18 protein-coding genes and 1 pseudogene are annotated in these 17495 nt (G+C 47.1%); 11 read left to right on the forward strand and 8 right to left on the reverse strand.

The genetic code is table 11. From position 1 onward, the window contains the following. Nucleotides 1-290 precede the first annotated feature (290 nt). From NTW12_02230 to NTW12_02260, 7 genes are all read left to right on the forward strand, one after another. Nucleotides 291-425, forward strand: coding sequence for a hypothetical protein (locus NTW12_02230; GenBank protein ID MCX5845166.1), 135 nt, complete (start codon nucleotides 291-293; stop codon nucleotides 423-425). Between the two features lie 39 nt (nucleotides 426-464). Beyond that, nucleotides 465-1802 (forward strand): group II intron reverse transcriptase/maturase, encoded by a 1338-nt coding sequence (gene ltrA, locus NTW12_02235; protein MCX5845167.1) that lies wholly within the window; start codon nucleotides 465-467, stop codon nucleotides 1800-1802. 197 nt (nucleotides 1803-1999) lie between these two features. Beyond that, entirely contained in the window at nucleotides 2000-4003 is a 2004-nt protein-coding gene (uvrB, locus tag NTW12_02240) for an excinuclease ABC subunit UvrB (protein MCX5845168.1), read from the forward strand. Then, on the forward strand, nucleotides 4000-5703 hold the full coding sequence (locus NTW12_02245; protein ID MCX5845169.1) for a L,D-transpeptidase family protein: 1704 nt from the start codon (nucleotides 4000-4002) through the stop codon (nucleotides 5701-5703). The genes uvrB and NTW12_02245 overlap by 4 nt, the downstream gene beginning before the upstream one ends. Nucleotides 5704-5724: 21 nt before the next feature. Next, complete coding sequence (uvrC, locus tag NTW12_02250; GenBank protein ID MCX5845170.1) at nucleotides 5725-7554, forward strand: excinuclease ABC subunit UvrC; 1830 nt, start codon at nucleotides 5725-5727, stop codon at nucleotides 7552-7554. Next, nucleotides 7551-8108, forward strand: a complete 558-nt coding sequence (locus tag NTW12_02255) for a manganese efflux pump MntP family protein (GenBank protein ID MCX5845171.1) — start codon at nucleotides 7551-7553, stop codon at nucleotides 8106-8108. The genes uvrC and NTW12_02255 overlap by 4 nt, the downstream gene beginning before the upstream one ends. Before the next feature lie 22 nt (nucleotides 8109-8130). Continuing rightward, a complete protein-coding gene (locus NTW12_02260; protein MCX5845172.1) occupies nucleotides 8131-8685 on the forward strand; it encodes an MGMT family protein in 555 nt (184 codons plus the stop codon). A 12-nt stretch (nucleotides 8686-8697) separates the two neighbouring features. Here the strand turns inward: NTW12_02260 and proB are convergent, their stop codons facing one another. From proB to NTW12_02290, 6 genes are all read right to left on the reverse strand, one after another. Then, the gene (gene proB / locus NTW12_02265; protein ID MCX5845173.1) at nucleotides 8698-9849 is read right to left on the reverse strand and encodes a glutamate 5-kinase; all 1152 of its coding nucleotides are present in this window, start codon (nucleotides 9847-9849) and stop codon (nucleotides 8698-8700) included. A gap of 9 nt (nucleotides 9850-9858) precedes the next feature. Beyond that, the gene (obgE, locus tag NTW12_02270) at nucleotides 9859-10863 is read right to left on the reverse strand and encodes a GTPase ObgE (protein MCX5845174.1); all 1005 of its coding nucleotides are present in this window, start codon (nucleotides 10861-10863) and stop codon (nucleotides 9859-9861) included. 110 nt (nucleotides 10864-10973) lie between these two features. Beyond that, the gene (locus tag NTW12_02275) at nucleotides 10974-11183 is read right to left on the reverse strand and encodes a cold shock domain-containing protein (protein ID MCX5845175.1); all 210 of its coding nucleotides are present in this window, start codon (nucleotides 11181-11183) and stop codon (nucleotides 10974-10976) included. A gap of 36 nt (nucleotides 11184-11219) precedes the next feature. Continuing rightward, a complete protein-coding gene (rpmA, locus tag NTW12_02280) occupies nucleotides 11220-11474 on the reverse strand; it encodes a 50S ribosomal protein L27 (protein ID MCX5845176.1) in 255 nt (84 codons plus the stop codon). Nucleotides 11475-11485: 11 nt separating this feature from the next. Next, a complete protein-coding gene (rplU, locus tag NTW12_02285; GenBank protein ID MCX5845177.1) occupies nucleotides 11486-11797 on the reverse strand; it encodes a 50S ribosomal protein L21 in 312 nt (103 codons plus the stop codon). A 130-nt stretch (nucleotides 11798-11927) separates the two neighbouring features. Then, a complete protein-coding gene (locus tag NTW12_02290) occupies nucleotides 11928-12359 on the reverse strand; it encodes a hypothetical protein (GenBank protein ID MCX5845178.1) in 432 nt (143 codons plus the stop codon). A 125-nt stretch (nucleotides 12360-12484) separates the two neighbouring features. Here NTW12_02290 and NTW12_02295 point away from each other — a divergent pair, with 125 nt between their 5' ends. The 4 genes and pseudogenes from NTW12_02295 to NTW12_02310 all read left to right on the forward strand — a co-directional run bounded on the left by NTW12_02295 (nucleotide 12485) and on the right by NTW12_02310 (nucleotide 15546). Next, on the forward strand, nucleotides 12485-13303 hold the full coding sequence (locus tag NTW12_02295; GenBank protein MCX5845179.1) for a hypothetical protein: 819 nt from the start codon (nucleotides 12485-12487) through the stop codon (nucleotides 13301-13303). Between the two features lie 14 nt (nucleotides 13304-13317). Continuing rightward, on the forward strand, nucleotides 13318-13842 hold the full coding sequence (gene hpt / locus NTW12_02300) for a hypoxanthine phosphoribosyltransferase (GenBank protein MCX5845180.1): 525 nt from the start codon (nucleotides 13318-13320) through the stop codon (nucleotides 13840-13842). Between the two features lie 28 nt (nucleotides 13843-13870). Further along, a complete protein-coding gene (locus tag NTW12_02305) occupies nucleotides 13871-14782 on the forward strand; it encodes a zinc-ribbon domain-containing protein (GenBank protein MCX5845181.1) in 912 nt (303 codons plus the stop codon). A gap of 119 nt (nucleotides 14783-14901) precedes the next feature. Beyond that, a pseudogene (locus tag NTW12_02310) lies at nucleotides 14902-15546 on the forward strand (glycosyltransferase family 2 protein). Nucleotides 15547-15568: 22 nt separating this feature from the next. Here the strand turns inward: NTW12_02310 and NTW12_02315 are convergent. Together NTW12_02315 and NTW12_02320 are read right to left on the reverse strand one after the other, a co-directional pair. Beyond that, the gene (locus NTW12_02315; protein MCX5845182.1) at nucleotides 15569-16855 is read right to left on the reverse strand and encodes a hypothetical protein; all 1287 of its coding nucleotides are present in this window, start codon (nucleotides 16853-16855) and stop codon (nucleotides 15569-15571) included. A gap of 119 nt (nucleotides 16856-16974) precedes the next feature. Continuing rightward, complete coding sequence (locus tag NTW12_02320; GenBank protein MCX5845183.1) at nucleotides 16975-17442, reverse strand: glycosyltransferase family 39 protein; 468 nt, start codon at nucleotides 17440-17442, stop codon at nucleotides 16975-16977. Nucleotides 17443-17495 lie beyond the last annotated feature (53 nt).

Here is a 17495-nt window from a genome sequence, read left to right on the forward strand (position 1 = left end):
GGAATGAGTGCGCCTGGGAGCAGGCGCGATTGGGGAGGTGAAAGTCTTCTCCTGGGAGAATGCCCACTCCCGGTAGCCGAAGGTAACTGCGTCGCTGTGAGGCGGGGTGGAGAGCAACCGGAGGCGAACATGCAGTCCGTAGGATAACGAACACGATTCGGCCTTGTGGTGCGGCGAGCCTTCTCATTCAAGGTGAAGCCTGACCCATTGAGCGAGAAACATGGGCGTCTGTCGTGCTGGAGGGGCAGCGATAAAGCGCCGACAGAGCATGCTGGGTGGTTGGTGACGGAATGCATGGAAGGTCGTGCCGTGTGAACCAGGGAGACCTGCCCGTGACAAGACGGGAGTTCATTGCCCCTGATAAGGGTACGAAGAGCCCGCCGGGCAGGAGTCAGAGCGTCCATAGTAGTGAAGAAGCGGCGTAATGGTCGTGGAGCGAAGGGACGCAGGAAGGTGGATGCGAGATGTCGATAGAGAGCGAGATGATCCCCGTGGCAGTGCCGGAGACGGCTAAACAAACGGGAGAAGCCCGACCTCTGGATTGGGTGGAACGTTCCATATGGACGGATCGCATGCTGGAGGCCCTCGATAAGGGGGTGAAAGGAGGCGTTTGGTTCAGCTTGATCGATAAGGTGTACCGGCCAACGACCCTTCACGCCGCCTGGCAGGCGGTCAGAAGGAACAGAGGCAGTGCCGGGACGGATCATGAAAGCGTGGAGAAGTTTGAGCAGAATCTTGTTGATAACATTGCCCGATTGGAAGAAGATCTTCGTACAGGGAGATACCGACCGCGACCGATCAAGCGAGTCTATATAGACAAGCTTGGCAGTAAAGAGAAGCGGCCCTTGGGGATACCCGCCGTGCGTGATCGAGTAGTCCAGACGGCTTTGCGGCTGGTTATGGAGCCTATTTTTGAGATAAGATTCCGACCTCACAGTTACGGTTTCAGGCCAAACAGAGGATGCAAGGATGCCTTGCGGGAAGTAGACCGATTTCTGAAGGCCGGTTACACCCATGTGGTGGATGCCGATCTGAAGGCCTACTTCGACAGCATCCCCCATGAAGGACTGATGGGGGAAGTACGCCGGTATATCGCCGATGGATGTCTGCTGGAGTTGATCGAGCGATTTCTCGGTCAAGACATCTTGGAAGGGCTGTCCCGATGGACGCCTGATCAAGGAACACCCCAGGGCGCCGTCATCAGCCCCCTGTTGGCCAACCTCTACCTCCATCCCGTCGATGAAGCGATGGAGGCGGCAGGTTTTCAGATGATCCGATATGCCGATGACTTTGTCATTATGTGTCGTGACGAGACGGAGGCGAATAATGCCCTGCACCAGGTGCATCAACTGATTACAGGAAGGGGTCTGGTATTGCACCCCGAGAAGACCCGCGTGGTGGATACCACTGTGGCGGGTCAGGGGTTTGACTTCCTCGGATACCACTTCGAAGGAGGCACACGTTGGCCTCGCAAGAAGAGCCTGAGGAAGATCAAGGACGTCATCCGTACCCATACCGGTCGCACCAACGGCAATAGTCTGTCCGTTATTACAGCAAATGTGAATCGTACGCTTAAGGGATGGTTTGAGTATTTCAAACATAGCCATAAGTGGACGTTTCCGGCGCTCGACGGATGGATCAGGCGGCGATTGCGCAGCATTCTGCGGAAACGCAGCAAAGGGTCTAAAGGTATCAGTGGCAATATGGATCATTTTCGCTGGCCAAATAAATTCTTTCGGGAACATGGGCTTTTCAGTCTTGTGGAAGCCCATCGTAGATTGCTCCAGTCCTCAATGAGGTAAAACCGCCGACTGGAGAGCCGGATGCGGGAAAACCGCCAGTCCGGTTCGGAGGGAGGGGCGATACAAACCAATGTATAGTTCCTACCCCTATCAATTTGAGGCGAAACCCGACTTTTTACGTAACTGTAAAATTTTAATTTGTCATTTTATTGAGAATGGTATAACTCCTCAATGAAGAGAATTTATAAGGCGGTTTTATGAATCAGTTCCGTATCGTTACCGAATTTGAGCCGAAAGGTGACCAGACAAAAGCCATCGCGGAGCTTATCGATGGTGTTGAGAAAGGGGCTCCCCACCAGGTTCTCCTGGGTGTGACGGGTTCAGGGAAAACCTTTACCATCGCCAATGTCATAGAGGCCGTTCAGAGACCGGCATTGGTAATTGCACACAACAAGACCCTGGCGGCACAGCTCTACGGTGAGTTTAAAACCCTGTTCCCTGAGAATGCCGTCGAGTATTTCGTCAGCTATTATGACTATTATCAGCCTGAGGCCTATATCCCGAGTACGGATACCTATATTGAGAAAGATTCTGCGATCAACGAGGAAATCGATAAACTGCGCCATTCCGCGACGCATTCACTATTGGAACGCAATGACGTCATCATTGTGGCGAGCGTTTCCTGCATTTACGGTCTCGGTTCCCCCGATGCCTATTATGGTATGATGCTCCTCCTGGAAGAAGGTATGGAAATTCCGCGGGATGAAATGCTGAGCCGTCTGGTTGAGATTCAGTATGAAAGAAACGATATTGATTTTCATCGGGGAACATTCCGTGTCCGGGGTGATGTCGTGGAAATCTTTCCACCTTATGAAGAAGAAAAAGCAATAAGGGTTGAATTTTTCGGGGATACTGTCGAATCCATCTCCATGGTAGACCCCCTTCGGGGGAGAAAACTGAACGCCGTCCGAAAGATGGCCGTCTATCCCGGAAGGCACTATGTGACGACAAAAGACAATATGAACCGTGCCATTTTTGCTATCAGGGGTGAGCTTGAGGAGAGGCTTCGGGTGTTGTATGGGGAGAACAAGCTTGTTGAGGCCCAGAGACTGGAACAGCGAACAAAATTTGATATTGAAATGATGGAGGAAATGGGTTACTGCCAGGGTATTGAAAATTATTCCCGTCACCTTACAGGCAGGAAACCGGGGGAACCGCCTCCTACCCTTATGGAATACCTTCCTGAGAATGCGCTGATCATCATTGATGAAAGCCACGCCACTGTTCCTCAACTGGGCGGGATGTACCGGGGCGACCGATCACGGAAGGAGACGCTGGTGAATTTTGGTTTTCGCCTCCCTTCCGCCCTGGATAACCGGCCTTTGATGTTTGCCGAATACGAGGGTTTCAGGAAGCAGAGGATTTATGTATCGGCCACACCTGCTGAGTATGAATTGAAAAAGGCCGGGAAACGAGTTGTGGAGCAGATCATACGGCCAACCGGTTTGATGGACCCGGAGATTTTCGTGAAACCGGTAAACCACCAGGTCGACGACCTCCTTTCGGAAATACGTGACAGGGAGAAAAAAGGCGAGCGGGTTCTGGTAACCACTCTCACCAAGCGGATGGCGGAAAATCTGGCTGCCTACTACCAGAGTCTCGGTGTCAAGGTGAAGTATCTGCATTCCGATATACACACCCTGGAGCGGGTCAGCATCATTCGGGATCTGCGCTTGGGTGAGTTCGATGTCCTGATCGGGGTCAACCTGTTGCGGGAGGGGCTCGATATCCCGGAGGTGTCTCTGGTTGCCATCCTGGATGCGGATAAAGAAGGTTTCCTCCGCTCCGAGCGCTCCCTGATACAGACGAGCGGGAGGGCCGCCAGAAATATAGCGGGGCAGGTGATCATGTACGCCGATAAAATAACGAAATCGATCCAAACCTGTCTTAATGAAACAAAAAGACGGAGGAAGATACAGGGACGGTATAATGAAGAACACAATATAACACCGGAATCTATTAAAAAATCCATTCATGATATCCTTGCTTCGGTTTATGAGGCCGATTATGTGACGGTGCCCGTTGTCTCAGAAGACAGGAAGGTATATTCCTCAGAGAAAGAACTGCCGGTGATGATCAAGAGATTAAAAGAAGAGATGAAACAGGCCGCGAAAAATCTTGAATTTGAGAAGGCAGCGGAACTCAGGGACCGGATCAAGGAACTCACTGAAATATTGATCGAAATGGGGGGAGAGTTTTGAAATTGCATAGTATGGACAGGTTCATTTCACTTATCACGATATTCATAAGTATTGCTATTTTTATTTTTTCGGAGTTGTCATATGCTGAAAATCCGGCAGATCAGGTAAAGAGGCAAATTCAGGAGAGAATTAACACGGCGCAAGAATCATCTCAGGGTGCGTGTAGAGATTCTGTAGTATGCAAATCAACATTGCTGCCAAAATTGTATACTGAACGTGAATATCTGCCGGCATGGAGTGATGATTATGGTCCGTTTCCCTATGTGGAGGATTTTGTAGAAGTGATCCGCAATGCATATCGTGAGGGACTGAGGCCGGAGGACTATCATCTCTATAAAATAGAAGCGGCCCTTTCCGGACTGTATACAAGTCTGATCGGAGGGGAAACCCCGGACAGTGCAAAGGTTGCAGAACTCGATCTCATGGTAACGGATGCTTTTCTCCTCTATGCTTCTCATTTAGTGAACGGCCGAGTGGATCACCGAAGAGTTTATCCCGATTGGGTTGTTAACCAGCGGGCTGTTGACCTGACCGCCGTACTTCACAGAGCCCTTTCATCGGGAGAGATAGAGGAGGAACTGGCCGATCTGGCGCCTCATTACCCCGGTTATGTCAGGCTGAAAGAGAAATTGATGGAGTATCGGGGTATTGCCGAAAAAGGTGGGTGGCAGCGGATTCCTCAAGGTTCCAAACTGCAAAAGGGCTCCCGCGGTGAGCGAGTAGCAATACTCAAACAGCGACTCATGGTATCGGGCGATCTTGAGTCGCTGGCAGAAAATAAGCACGGCATCTTTGATCATGATCTGGAGGCAGCGGTCAGAAAATTCCAGAAAAGAAATGGTTTGAAAATCGATGGAAGAGTTGGCAGATCAACACTGGAGGCCCTGAATGTTCCTGTTGAAAAACGCATACGACAGATCGCTTTGAACATGGATCGGCTACGCTGGCTTCCGGATGATCACGGGGATCGAAACATCTTCGTGAATATTGCTGATTTCTCACTGGACGTTATTGAAGATGAGAAGTCAGTAATGGCGATGCGGATCATCGCGGGGAAAAATAATTGGCGCAGTTGTGTGTTGAGCGCGAAAATGACGTATCTGGAATTAAACCCTTTCTGGAAAGTACCGGACAGTATTGCCACGAAGGAGATATTGCCCCATATTAAGAAAGATCCTGATTATCTGACGAAAAAAAACATAAAGGTTTTAAGGGACTGGAATGATAAGGCAAAGACAATAGATCCGAGGACAGTTGATTGGTCCCGCGCCAAGGTCAGCAACTTCAGGTATAAGTTCCGTCAGGAGCCCGGTCCCGGTAACCCCTTGGGGAGGATAAAGTTTATATTCCCCAACGACTGCGAAATATACCTCCATGATACACCGACACGCCACCTGTTCGGGAGGGCCCGCAGGGATTTCAGTCATGGGTGCATCCGTATTGAAAAACCTGTTGAACTGGCAACATACCTCCTGCAGAACAAGGAAACGTGGACGCGTAAGAAAATACTGGCCGAGATCAGAAAGGGCAAGAGGCAGGTCGTGATGCTTCCCGATCCGATCAACGTCCTCATTTTCTACGGGACGGCATGGGTAGATCGTGAGGGAGTAATTCAATTTCGCAATGATATTTATCGCATCGATGAAATACCCTATGAATTGCCGGCCGGCAGAACAGGGGCTTCCGCGGCGGCAAACTAAAAATCTATGGAACTGTGAGAAATGGCCGATGAATTGATGGACAGGGTAAAAAATGCTCCCGCATTACCGGGCGCCTATCTTATGAGGGACAGGGATGGCAAGGTCATTTATGTCGGTAAGGCAAACAATCTGAGAAACCGCGTTAGGGCCTATTTCGGAAGGACGGACTCGCGATTCATGGTTCCCTTTCTTGTTTCTAAGGTTTACGACGTAGAATTCATCGTTACGGAAACGGAAAAAGAAGCCCTGATCTTAGAGAACACCCTGATCAAGGAACACCGGCCCCGCTACAACGTCATCTTCAAGGATGATAAAACCTACTTCAATATCCGGATGGATCCGGCCGCTCCTTTCCCGCGGTTCCAAATGGTCAGACGTCCGAAAAAAGACGGGGCCCACTATTTTGGCCCGTACCCGTCGAGCGCTTCGGCAAAGGAGACCCTCCGTTTTCTTCAGTCCATATTCCCCCTTCGAACCTGCAAAGATCAGGAATTGAAATCAAGGAAAAGACCGTGCCTTGAATATGAGATCAGGAGATGTCTCGCGCCCTGTGTCGCACATATTGATGCACCATCGTATCAGAGATTGGTAAAAGACAGCATGGCGTTTATGGAAGGGCGTGAGAAGAAGCTGATTGCCGATCTTCGTGCGCGAATGAACGCAGCATCGGAGCAGTTGCATTTCGAAGATGCGGCTGTTTTGAGGGACAGAATCGCGGCTATTGAGGAAACACTGGAGAAACAGAGTGTGGTATCCATGTCTTTCAAGGATCGTGATGTATTTGGCGTCTACCGCGAAGGAAACCTGACCGAGATATGTGTCTTGTATGAAAGAAAAGGTAAGATTATCGGGATAAAAAATTTCCCCCTCCTCAAGATAGGGGATGAGTCTCCTTCGATACTATCGTCGCTTATGAAGCAATACTATGACGGCGAGGTAAACATTCCTGATGAGATCATCATACCGGAAAGTATTCCTGACCATGCAGTTGTAAAGGAATGGCTCTCGGATAAAAAAGGGAAAAAGGTTTCGATAGTCGTACCGAAAAGGGGTGGGGCGGTTGAACTCCTCCATATCGCTAAAAACAACGCAGAAAGCATGTTCGAAACGCAAAAACATGCGGCTGATCAGGAGGAAACAATCTATACGCTTGCCAGAGTGCTCAGGTTAAAGAATATGCCGCCGTTCCGGATAGAATGCTTTGATATTTCGAATATTGGCGGAAAGCATGCAGTAGGTTCCATGGTAACTTTTGTGGATGGAAAGCCGTGGAATGCAGGGTACAGACGGTTCAAGATCAAGACCGTTCCCGGAGCCGATGATTATGCCATGATGTATGAAGTCTTGAACCGTCGTTATAATAAAAAGGAAAACCTCCCGGATCTGATCGTCGTGGATGGGGGGAAAGGACAGTTGGGTGTGGCAGTCTCTGTTCTGAAAGATTTAAACAGAGAAGGCATAGATGTTATCGGTCTTGCGAAAGAGGGTAAAGAAAGGGGGGGTGATAAGGTACATGATCGTGTTTATTGTATCGGGAAAAGAGATCCGGTTAACCTTTCAAAATGGCCTGAAGTCCTTTTTTTACTCCAGAGGATGAGGGATGAAGCGCACAGGTTTGCCGTTACATACCACCGGAAGTTAAAGAGGAAGCAGGACTTCCGGTCCGTGCTGGATGCTATTCCGGGGATCGGTGCATCCAGGAAAAAGGCGTTGCTGAGGTTCTTTGGTGATATCAGACAGATCAGAGAATCCTCGGTGGAGACACTGCAAAAGGTTGATGGTATCGGCAGACAAGCGGCTGAAAAAATCCATACCTTTCTCAGGGGAGAGAAGGGAGAAAAAAGGGAATGAGTTTTTCGTCCATTTTGGTCCTTGCCATCGGCCTGGGCATGGATGCTTTTTCGGTAGCTATCGGCGTGGGAGCCGGTTACCGGGTAATATCCTTCGGGCCTGTCTTCAGGCTTTCCTTTTTCTTTGGATTGTTCCAGGTTCTTATGCCCATTGCGGGGTGGTTTGCCGGAGTATCGGTGGCCGGTATCATTGCCGGTTATGATCACTGGGTTGCCTTTGGACTGCTTGCCTTTGTGGGTGGGAAAATGATCCTGGAGTCATTTAATGAGGAGGCAAAAGTTCACACGACGGACCCGACGAAAGGGTTCACCCTCATTATACTGTCAGTGGCGACGAGTATTGATGCCTTAGCCGTTGGTCTCAGCTTTGCCTTCTTGAAAATACCCGTTTTCTATCCTTCTATAATTATTGGTATCGTCGCCTTTTTCATGACCATGGTAGGGATGTTTTTCGGGGAGAAAATTGGAAAGGTAGTCGGCAGGAGGGTAGAAATGTTGGGTGGTCTTATCCTGATCGGTATTGGTGTGAAAATATTGATCGAACACATGTCATAATGATAAGAGGGCTTTGATAAGTATGAAATCTGTGTATTATTCTTCGGCCGGCAGTGCCTTCGGTAATGTCGGAATTGTCTGGAGGCAGAAAAATGATACTCCGACAGCAGTGAGCATTTTTCTCCCCTCTGAAAGTGAGGATATGGATGACCTTGTACGGCAATCCTTTCCCGGCGTCATCAAACAGTCGCATGATATTATAGATGGGATATGCACGGGCATTCAGGATTTTCTTTCAGGGCGGGAGGCTGCATTTTCTGAAGAAATTCTCGATATGAGCCTATGTGAAGAATTTCAGCGAAAGGTTCTCAGCCAGTGCATGCTGATTCCGAGAGGAAGGGTGAGCACATACGGACGGCTGGCGGCGAGAACCGGAATTCCTAAAGGTGCAAGAGCAATGGGGCGTATCCTTGCGAGAAATCCGTATCCCCTCATTATTCCCTGTCACCGTGTCATACGGGCCGATGGGGATTTATGCGGTTTCGGAGGCGGTTTGAAGATGAAAAAAGCCCTCCTCGGTATGGAGGGCATTGTATTCAATTCGAAAGGAAGGGTGTTGCCGAAATTTTTCTGGTAAATGGCGATAGTATCAGACAGGAGTTTTTGATTTTTGGACTTCTTTCGTCACCGCCAGGTTATCACGATGAATGATCTCATCATAATCTTTGTACCCTAAAACCTGTTCAATCCTGGATGACTTCAGTCCCATAATCTTCCTGATTTCCGAAGAGCTGTAGTTAACCAGCCCCTTGGCCAACTGAGTTCCTGCCATGTCGACGCAGGTTACCGGATCCCCGATACTGAAATCACCCTCCACATTGAGTATGCCTGACGGAAGCAGGCTTTTTCCTTCCTCAATAAGAGCCATTTTAGCCCCGTCATCAAGAAACAGTTTGCCCCGTGATCTCAGGGTAAAGGCTATCCAGTACTTTCTGCTGCTCAGGTGTTCGCTCGCGGGCAAAAAGAGGGTTCCTATTTCTTTACCCGCAAATATGTCATGCAGAACGCCCTTCTTCTTGCCGGGAGCTATCATGCATGGGATACCCGCTGACGTTACCGCTTTTGCGGCAATCACCTTGCTTTTCATGCCCCCTAATCCGACCGATGTTGTCTCATCTGTTGCAGCCGACTCTATCTCTTCCGTAAACTCTTTTACCAGCGTGATGAGCTTTGCTTTTTTTGATTCCGAGGGGCTCCGGTCATACAGGCCTTCTGTGCTGGTCAAATTGATCAGAAGGTGGGCATCAATAATATTGGTGATCATGGCGGCAAGATGATCATTATCGCCGAATTTAATTTCATCTACGGCCACAGTGTCATTCTCGTTGATAATGGGGATAACGCCCCAGTCAATGAGCGTGGATAGGGTATTGCGGACATTTAAGTATCGTTTTCTGTCCGTCAGGTCACTCATGGTCAGGAGGATCTGGGCGATGAAAATGCCGTATTTTCCGAAAGAATTGGAATAGACCCTCATGAGCCTGCTCTGTCCGATGGCCGCGGCAGCCTGTTTCTGAGGCATGTTTTTCAACTTGCCCGTTATCCCCATTCTATGTTTGCCGGAGGCAATAGCACCTGAGGTGACAATCACAATCTGGCGCCCCTCTTTCGTGAGTTGTGCTATCTCATCAACCAGTTGCTCAATAATGTGAAGATCAAGGCCGTCTTCGCCTGTTAACACAGCGCTCCCGATTTTAATGAGAACACGTTTGACATTTACCAGGATTTCTTTCCGCGCCATGATTTTAATTCACCTTTTCAAATGCAGATTATTTGTAATTTCATTTATCACGGTGTTAATTCCTTCCCCGGTTATGGCGGAAAATGCTAACACCTTTACGCCTTTTCTCTCAAATATGTCAATTTCTTTTTTGATTCTTTCCCTGGTGATGGGAAGATCAATTTTATTGATGGCAACGACCTGGGGCTTTTCCATAAGATCCGGACTGAAAAGAGCGAGTTCGCGGTTGACAGTTTCAAAATCCTGCCAGGCATCACTGTATGATTCATTGGAAATATCGAGTATATGAAGCAGAACAGATGTTCTTTCAATGTGGCGGAGAAAACGCGTTCCCATTCCCATTCCACTATGGGCGCCTTTGATCAATCCGGGAATGTCGGCGATGACAAAAGTTTCGAGGTTTCCATATTGTACGACACCTAAATGCGGTACCAGCGTGGTGAAAGGATAATCGGCGATTTTAGGTTTTGCGGCAGAGACTCTGGATATGAATGTCGATTTTCCAACATTGGGTAAACCGATAATGCCCACATCGGCTAAGAGCTTCAGCTCAAGGGTAATCCAGCGTTCCTCGCCCTTTCTCCCCTCCTGGGCATAACGGGGCGCCTGATTGGTTGCCGTGGCAAACCATGCGTTACCTTTCCCGCCTATCCCCCCCTTGGCGACAATGAAAACCTGTCCATCAACGGCGAGATCGGCCAGAATCTCATGCGTTTCTGCGTCTTTAACCAGTGTGCCCACGGGGACGATGATTTCCACATCGGGAGAATCCCCGCCGGTTCTGTTATTCCCTTTTCCATGTCCGCCATGTTTTGCCACATGGTGCTGCTTGTACTTTAAATCAAGCAGGGTCCTGTGGCTGCTCACGGCACGGATAATTATATCCCCTCCCTTGCCGCCATTACCACCATCCGGCCCGCCGCGGGGAATGAACTTTTCCCTTCTGAAACTTACACAACCTCGTCCGCCGTCGCCCGCATGTATGTAGATTTTTGCCTCGTCGATAAATTTCATAAAAGAAGCTCTTTAAAAAAAAGAGGCACTTGAATTAAGTGCCTCAAAGGAATTCACCTGTCCGACAGAAATTTTCCGGCCATTTTCACGCATGGCCTGTAAAACCCATTTTATAATTTGCGTACATTCACGGCCGCCTGTCCTTTATTGTCCTGCTTTACCGTGAACTCTACGCGTTCTCCTTCTGCTAAACTGCGAAAGCCCTCCCCGACAATTGATGTGTAGTGTACAAAAACATCTTCTCCCGAGTCCCGAGAGATAAAACCAAAGCCCTTCTTGTCGTTAAACCACTTAACAACGCCGGTTTCACACTCGTCCATATTCCTTTAAAGCCTCCTGTTTATTTATAAAGCTGGCTATGAAGCGTAAACGCTTACTTTTTTTCTTTTCTTGTCCAGCCTTTCATACATTACAATGCCGTCAATCTTAGAAAATAGTGTATAGTCTTTTCCAAGACCGACATTATTGCCGGGATGGATCTTTGTCCCGACCTGACGGACGATGATAGAGCCGGCATTAATTCTCTGGCCGCCAAACACCTTAACGCCCCGCCTCTGGGCGTTGCTATCCCTTCCGTTCCGGGTACTGCCTTGTCCTTTTTTATGTGCCATGCTATCCCCCGCTAAATGGAAATTTCCTTTATCTTCATCCTTGTCAATTTCTGACGGTGTCCTGTTTTCTTCTTAAACCCTTTCCTTCTTTTCATTTTAAAGACATTAATTTTCTTCGCCTGTGTCTGATCGATAATTTCGCCGCTAACCTTTACACCTTCGAGAAAAGGGGTACCCACTTTGATGTCTTCTCCTCTGGAGACCATCAGTACCTCATCGAAAATAACGGTTTCTCCCTTACCACCGCTTACTTTTTCGATCGCGATTTCGTCGCCTTCCGAGACTTTATGCTGTTTTCCGCCTGTTTTTATAACCGCATACATACAATCTAATCCTTATGAAAAAAATTTGAGGTGCACTGTATCTAAAAAAAATACAATTTGTCAACATAATTTATTATATTTTCCTTCTTAAAGAATTTCAGTAGTAGCCCGATTTTTTTATAATTACCCTTCAGGAAGGTTTTTCTTCAAAGAAAGAACGGTACTTGTACCGGTTTTTCTCGATCTCCCAGTACTTGGACAGGGCAAAACTGCGAGGAAATGTCGGTTTTGAAAGGTATGGGAGCGAGTCTTTCTTGAATGCAACCAGCAGTTCTTGAAAAACTGCATCTTTTTTTTTATTGTTAACGAAAGCACGCTCTTTGGTGTATTCGAAGAAAATTTCCGGTCCCATAATATTCCTCACGAGTTCGAAGTGTTCAGGCTTGATGAAATAGGATGGTTGAAGTTCAATCTTAGTCCTGATTAATAGTTGTACCTTCGTCGTATCCGCCGCGATAGAGATGGATTTATCCAATACTTCTACTATAAGGCCGTTGGAAAGGGGTATTTCTTCTACACTTCTCATGACGATCTGTTTATCATCTTTATCCTTGACCTGCAAATATATTCCTCATATAAAGGGGCATAAAATTGGTTTGCATATTTAAGGATGGGCCTCGCCAAGCTGGTGAGGCTTCATCGGGAATAGAGAATTTCAACGTATGGCGCCAAAACTATTGTCTTTGAATGAAGGATGATATATTCATCCACCTTTGCCAGCCGGATGCATATAAATCATGCGGGGCATGTTGTGGATCCTATAATTACGCCGACAGCACAAAGGAATCTCTGGTCGGGAGATTGAAAAGCAGGACTGATCTGTTCCACAAAACCGTCACGCGTCCGGAAGACTTGGCGGGCTTTTCCGAGATGGTAAAAATATCTGAAGACCAGGCAAAAATATTCGAAGTCATCTATTGCTGCGAATATTTCGGTTTTCTTGATGACGAGGAAAGAAAAGTGGGCTGCCTCCTCCATCCACACCGAAACAAAGGCGTGGATCTGAGAGAATCTTCCTTTTACGGGAGGGAGTTGTGTGAGGGGCACCTCTGCCCCAGTTATCATTACCTATCGAGAGAAGAGAAACTGGCTCTGATCAATATTATTACAGACGACTGGTACCTTTATGGCCTCTGTGTGACCGATATTGATCTGGTCAAATCATATTTTCGCTTGATCAGCGAGAGGGTTTGCGAAATGCCGCCGCCTGACAGATTCAGGGAGAACGTTCTCAGGGAGATCGCCCTTCGTTTCTTTTCCTACAAGACTTCATGGCCTTTTCGGTCATATGCAACCAATCGTTTCGGCAAGTATTATTTCGATGGTTCGGAATACATGATAAAGCACATTAACTATGAGACCCTTGGCTGTGAGAAATCACGATTTGACAGTATTTTCCGGAGCCTTTCTTCCGAATTTAAAAATGTACGGGAATTAAAAGAGGGGGAGAAACTGATACAGGCAAACATCGATGAACTTACTCGTACTTATGAACGGTTTGTCTAAAAAGGAGGTATCCGATGGACAGGGTAAAAAGAGAGGTTCTTATTGCTAAAGCAGATATTGATAAGAGGGTTCAGGAACTGGCGGATGTTATTTCCCGGGATTATGAGGGGAAAGAGTTAATCGTTATCGGTATCCTTAAGGGTGCGTTTGTCTTTATGGCGGATCTGATCCGATCCCTTCGTGTTCCATGCATGATTGATTTTGTCAGACTGGCAAGCTATGGTACAGGAACTGTGAGCTCAGGCAGTATCATGATTACGAAAGATATTGAGACACCGATACTGGGCAGGGACGTTCTTGTTGTTGAAGACATCGTAGATACCGGTTTGACCCTGTCTTTTTTAGTCGACAGGCTCAAGGAAAGAGATCCGCAATCATTAAGAGTCTGCGTATTTCTTGATAAAAAGGAGAGAAGGAAGGTGCCGTTTGAAGCCGAGTATGTAGGCTTCGACATACCGGACCGTTTTGTCGTGGGGTACGGTCTTGATTTCAATGAAATGTATCGTTTCCTGCCGGATGTCTGTGTCATAAAAGAGTAGCAGGGGATAGGTGATAGGGGAGAGAGACATGATCGTTCACTGTAAAAATTGCGGAACAAAATTCAGATTTGATGAAACCCTGATCGAGGGTGAAGGAATATGGGTCAGGTGTAACCAATGCAAAAATCTGTTTTTTCTCGATAATCCGGTAAAGAAAGAAACGGAACCCGTACCCGATCAGGAAAAAGATCGTGAGAGAACTCCATCTGAACCCAAAAAAATAGTTCAGGCGCAGATCTTTACAGATAGGGAGGAAGATGCCGAGCGAAAGGAAGTTTTGCCTGTCGGGGATATTGAAAAGGATGTCCCTGACCTCGGTAAACATAAGTTAACCGGCGCCGACAAGGAAAAAGATGCGGAAACACATGATGATGAGGTTTCCGAAGAAGAGGTCGGAAAAAAACGAGTGACGCCTCGGGGGAGACAAGTGGCCTATTTATTTATCGTCCTCATACTCGGGTGTGTTTATCTCCTGTTTTTTGCCGAGACAGGTGGGCAGGCGTTATTTGAAAAGATACTCGGCACAGCTCAGAAAAGCGAGGAAGTTGGTCCCGCACAGGTCGAACTTACCGATGTAAGGCAGCGGATAGTCAATAACGTGCTCAGTGGGCCCATCCGGGTTGTTGAGGGAGCAGCAATCAATCAGTCTTCATTTCCTATGACGAGGATCAAGGTCAAGGGGGAGATTACCGATGCCTATACAGTGGTTCTCGGAGTGCGGGAATCCTATTGCGGCAATCTCTTAACCGATAATGAGCTTGCGACCATGACGGAAGATCAAATCCAGAAGGAACTTTCCAATCCCCAGGGGAGCGATGTTTCCAATGACCGGATTGGACCCCAAGGCCAGATCCCTTGCATGATTGTGTTTACCCGTGAACCTGCAGGGGGTGTAAAGACATTTGTCATACCCGTGGGAGCGGAACGGTTGTTACCATAAACTATGGACCACTTCTACTCGTTTACCGTTTAAAAGGGTTGATTTCCTTTCTTTGTATTAATTTATCTTAAGTGAAGACGATTTCTATAATATTGCCGGCGTAGAATGAGGAAGAGGGCGTTGTCGAAACCATAAGGAGCGTTCCTCTACAAAAGCTGAAAAATGCAGGATATGATGTGGAAATTCTGGTTGTAGACGGTGGGAGTACCGATAATACAGTTATGCTGGCAAAAAAGGCGGGTGCGCGGGTGATCTCTTCTGATCGAGGATACGGGAAACAATACAAAGTAGGCCTACAGATGGGAAACGGGGATATCATTGTAACGGGAGATTCTGATGGCACCTATCCTTTTGAACATATAATGACCTATGTTCGTTATCTTGAGGATAATAGCATTGGTTTTATTACTATCAACCGGATGGATCAAATGGACAGCGGTGCAATGCATTTTTCCAATAAGATCGGCAATGTGGTGCTTACCTTTTTTACAAATTTACTCTTTGGGTTGCGATTAAAGGATTCACAGAGCGGTATGTGGATCCTGCGGAGGACAGTTCTGGAAAAATTAAACCTGAAATCTCATGGTTTTCCCTTCTGCCAGGAGTTTAAGATAGAAGCATTCCGGAAAGTCAGGAGCATTGAACTTAGTGGGAGCTACAAGAAACGTCTCGGCAAGTCAAAATTGCGAAAGAGTAGAGATGGAATTGGTAATTTATGTGCATTATGTAAGAAGCGGCTGGAAATTACCATAATGGGGGAATAAATTGTTAGAAATATTCTTTAGGCTACATGAAATCATAGAATAAGGAAATGTATTTTAGCTGCTCTTCCTCCTGCAATGCCTTTTTATTATCGATAGCCTTATAAATATCAATTAATTTCATCCGGGGTATTCTCTGACCGGAATTGATTTCGAGTGACCTTTCATATGCCTGAATAGCTTTTTCCCTTTGCCTCAGATACAGCAACAAATCCCCCAGGAGTTCGTACTTGGCGGCTGCTGTAAAGGAATCATCAGGGATCTTATCAAGATAAACGTTTCCCATTTGGATATTCCCTTTTGAGTAATATTTCTCTGCCAGGGCGAGGTTGGCAAAAGACGAAAAGGGTTTATTCATGTCCGATGATCTCTTCCAGTAGGGAATGGCTTCATTTTCAAAACCTTTTGAATCAAGAATGATGGCATGGGTGTTATAGTAAGCAGTCACATCATCGGTTGCCTTTACGGGAATGAATTCAATAATCAAAAATGCCATGATGATTGCACACGATATGCCCGCCTGCCGGTATAATCTCTTCTTAAAAAATGAAAAAAGATTACTGATACCAATGGCGGCAAAGGGGATCATGATTACCAGCAAGGGAAGCCTGTATCTTGCGTTTGTGTAAAAGACAATCAGTGTCAATCCATACAGACCGGAAATGGTACCGAGAGCCCATGCCTTTCTGTAATGAAGACTGTATGCAATACCTGCCATGCCAAGGGGAAGGATACACCAGAAGTTGAAAAAGGGAAGTTTGAAAAATGCCACAAAATTACTGACAAAGGGGATGTGGTAATGGTCACAGGCCTCGAATTGATTAAACAGGACGAGCGTCTTCTGCCATAATTTCCAGCCAAATGCAACAGGATATTCCATTGCCGTGTTAACGACTTCTCTTGTCCAGTAGTGAGAAGCCTCTACGGGGGAAAGCCTTTCCTTCGTCCTTTTGCCCGCTTCTATGGTAAACTGGACCCCCTGCTCAAAAGGTGATGATGACGCAAAGGGTACAGGCCGGTAATAAGGGTCAGGATTCCGCAGGTTGTTACCGAGGTAAAGATTGAAACCGGCCTGAGATGTTGTCAGGGTGAATTCCCCGGCGATCCTGTAGTTTCGGATCATGAATGGCGATAAAGCGACAGCCATGCCTGCGATATAGATGGCTAGGCTGACAATGAGCAGCTTCTGAGAATTTCTGTCCCTGTAGAAATTCCATAGAATGATCAGGGGCATCACCGGAATGATCAAAATGGCATTTGGCCGGACGTTTAGCAACAGCCCGGCGGAGAGACCAAGGATGCCAACTTTCATCAGTAACTTTTTGTTAAACCCCTCTTTTTCTTCTAAAAAGGAATGTGAAAGAGTATTGTTGAGAACTGACACAAATAGCCATACCATGAGAGCAAACAAGAAAACTTCGAGAGATGTCTTCAACGGGACGATACTGTAGAAAATAAAGGCTTGTAGAGGCAGGCGATCAGGCAGGATGCAAGGCCGATTGTCCGGTTTACCAATTCCTTACCGATGAGATAGATAAGCCAGCAGGTCAGAACCCCGAGGATGATATTCATTACCCTGACATAGAAGGCATCCGGTGATAACAACTTGTAGATCAGTGCCGTGATATACGCGGGGAGGGAGGGGAATTCATAGACCGATGTGGATGTAAACGTTCCATCGGCGATCCTTCTGGCCCATTCGTGATAGATTCTTTCATCCCATAAAAGGAAATAAAAATAGACGCTTCCTTTCAGGTCAACGAGGGCGACAATTCTTAAGATAAGGGCAAGGAAGAGGAAGGCGGATACAAATAAATGGGCGTATTGATCAGCGAAGGAAGCAATCCCGGTGGATGCTTTAATGTTATCGATACTCTGTCTGCGTTTTTTTCTTGCCATCAATCATCAGATGGGAATCGTAGAAAAGTTCACTGAATTGCAACAAAAGGGGG

The organism is Deltaproteobacteria bacterium (genome assembly GCA_026388545.1).
Classification (GTDB): domain Bacteria; phylum Desulfobacterota; class Syntrophia; order Syntrophales; family UBA2185; genus JAPLJS01.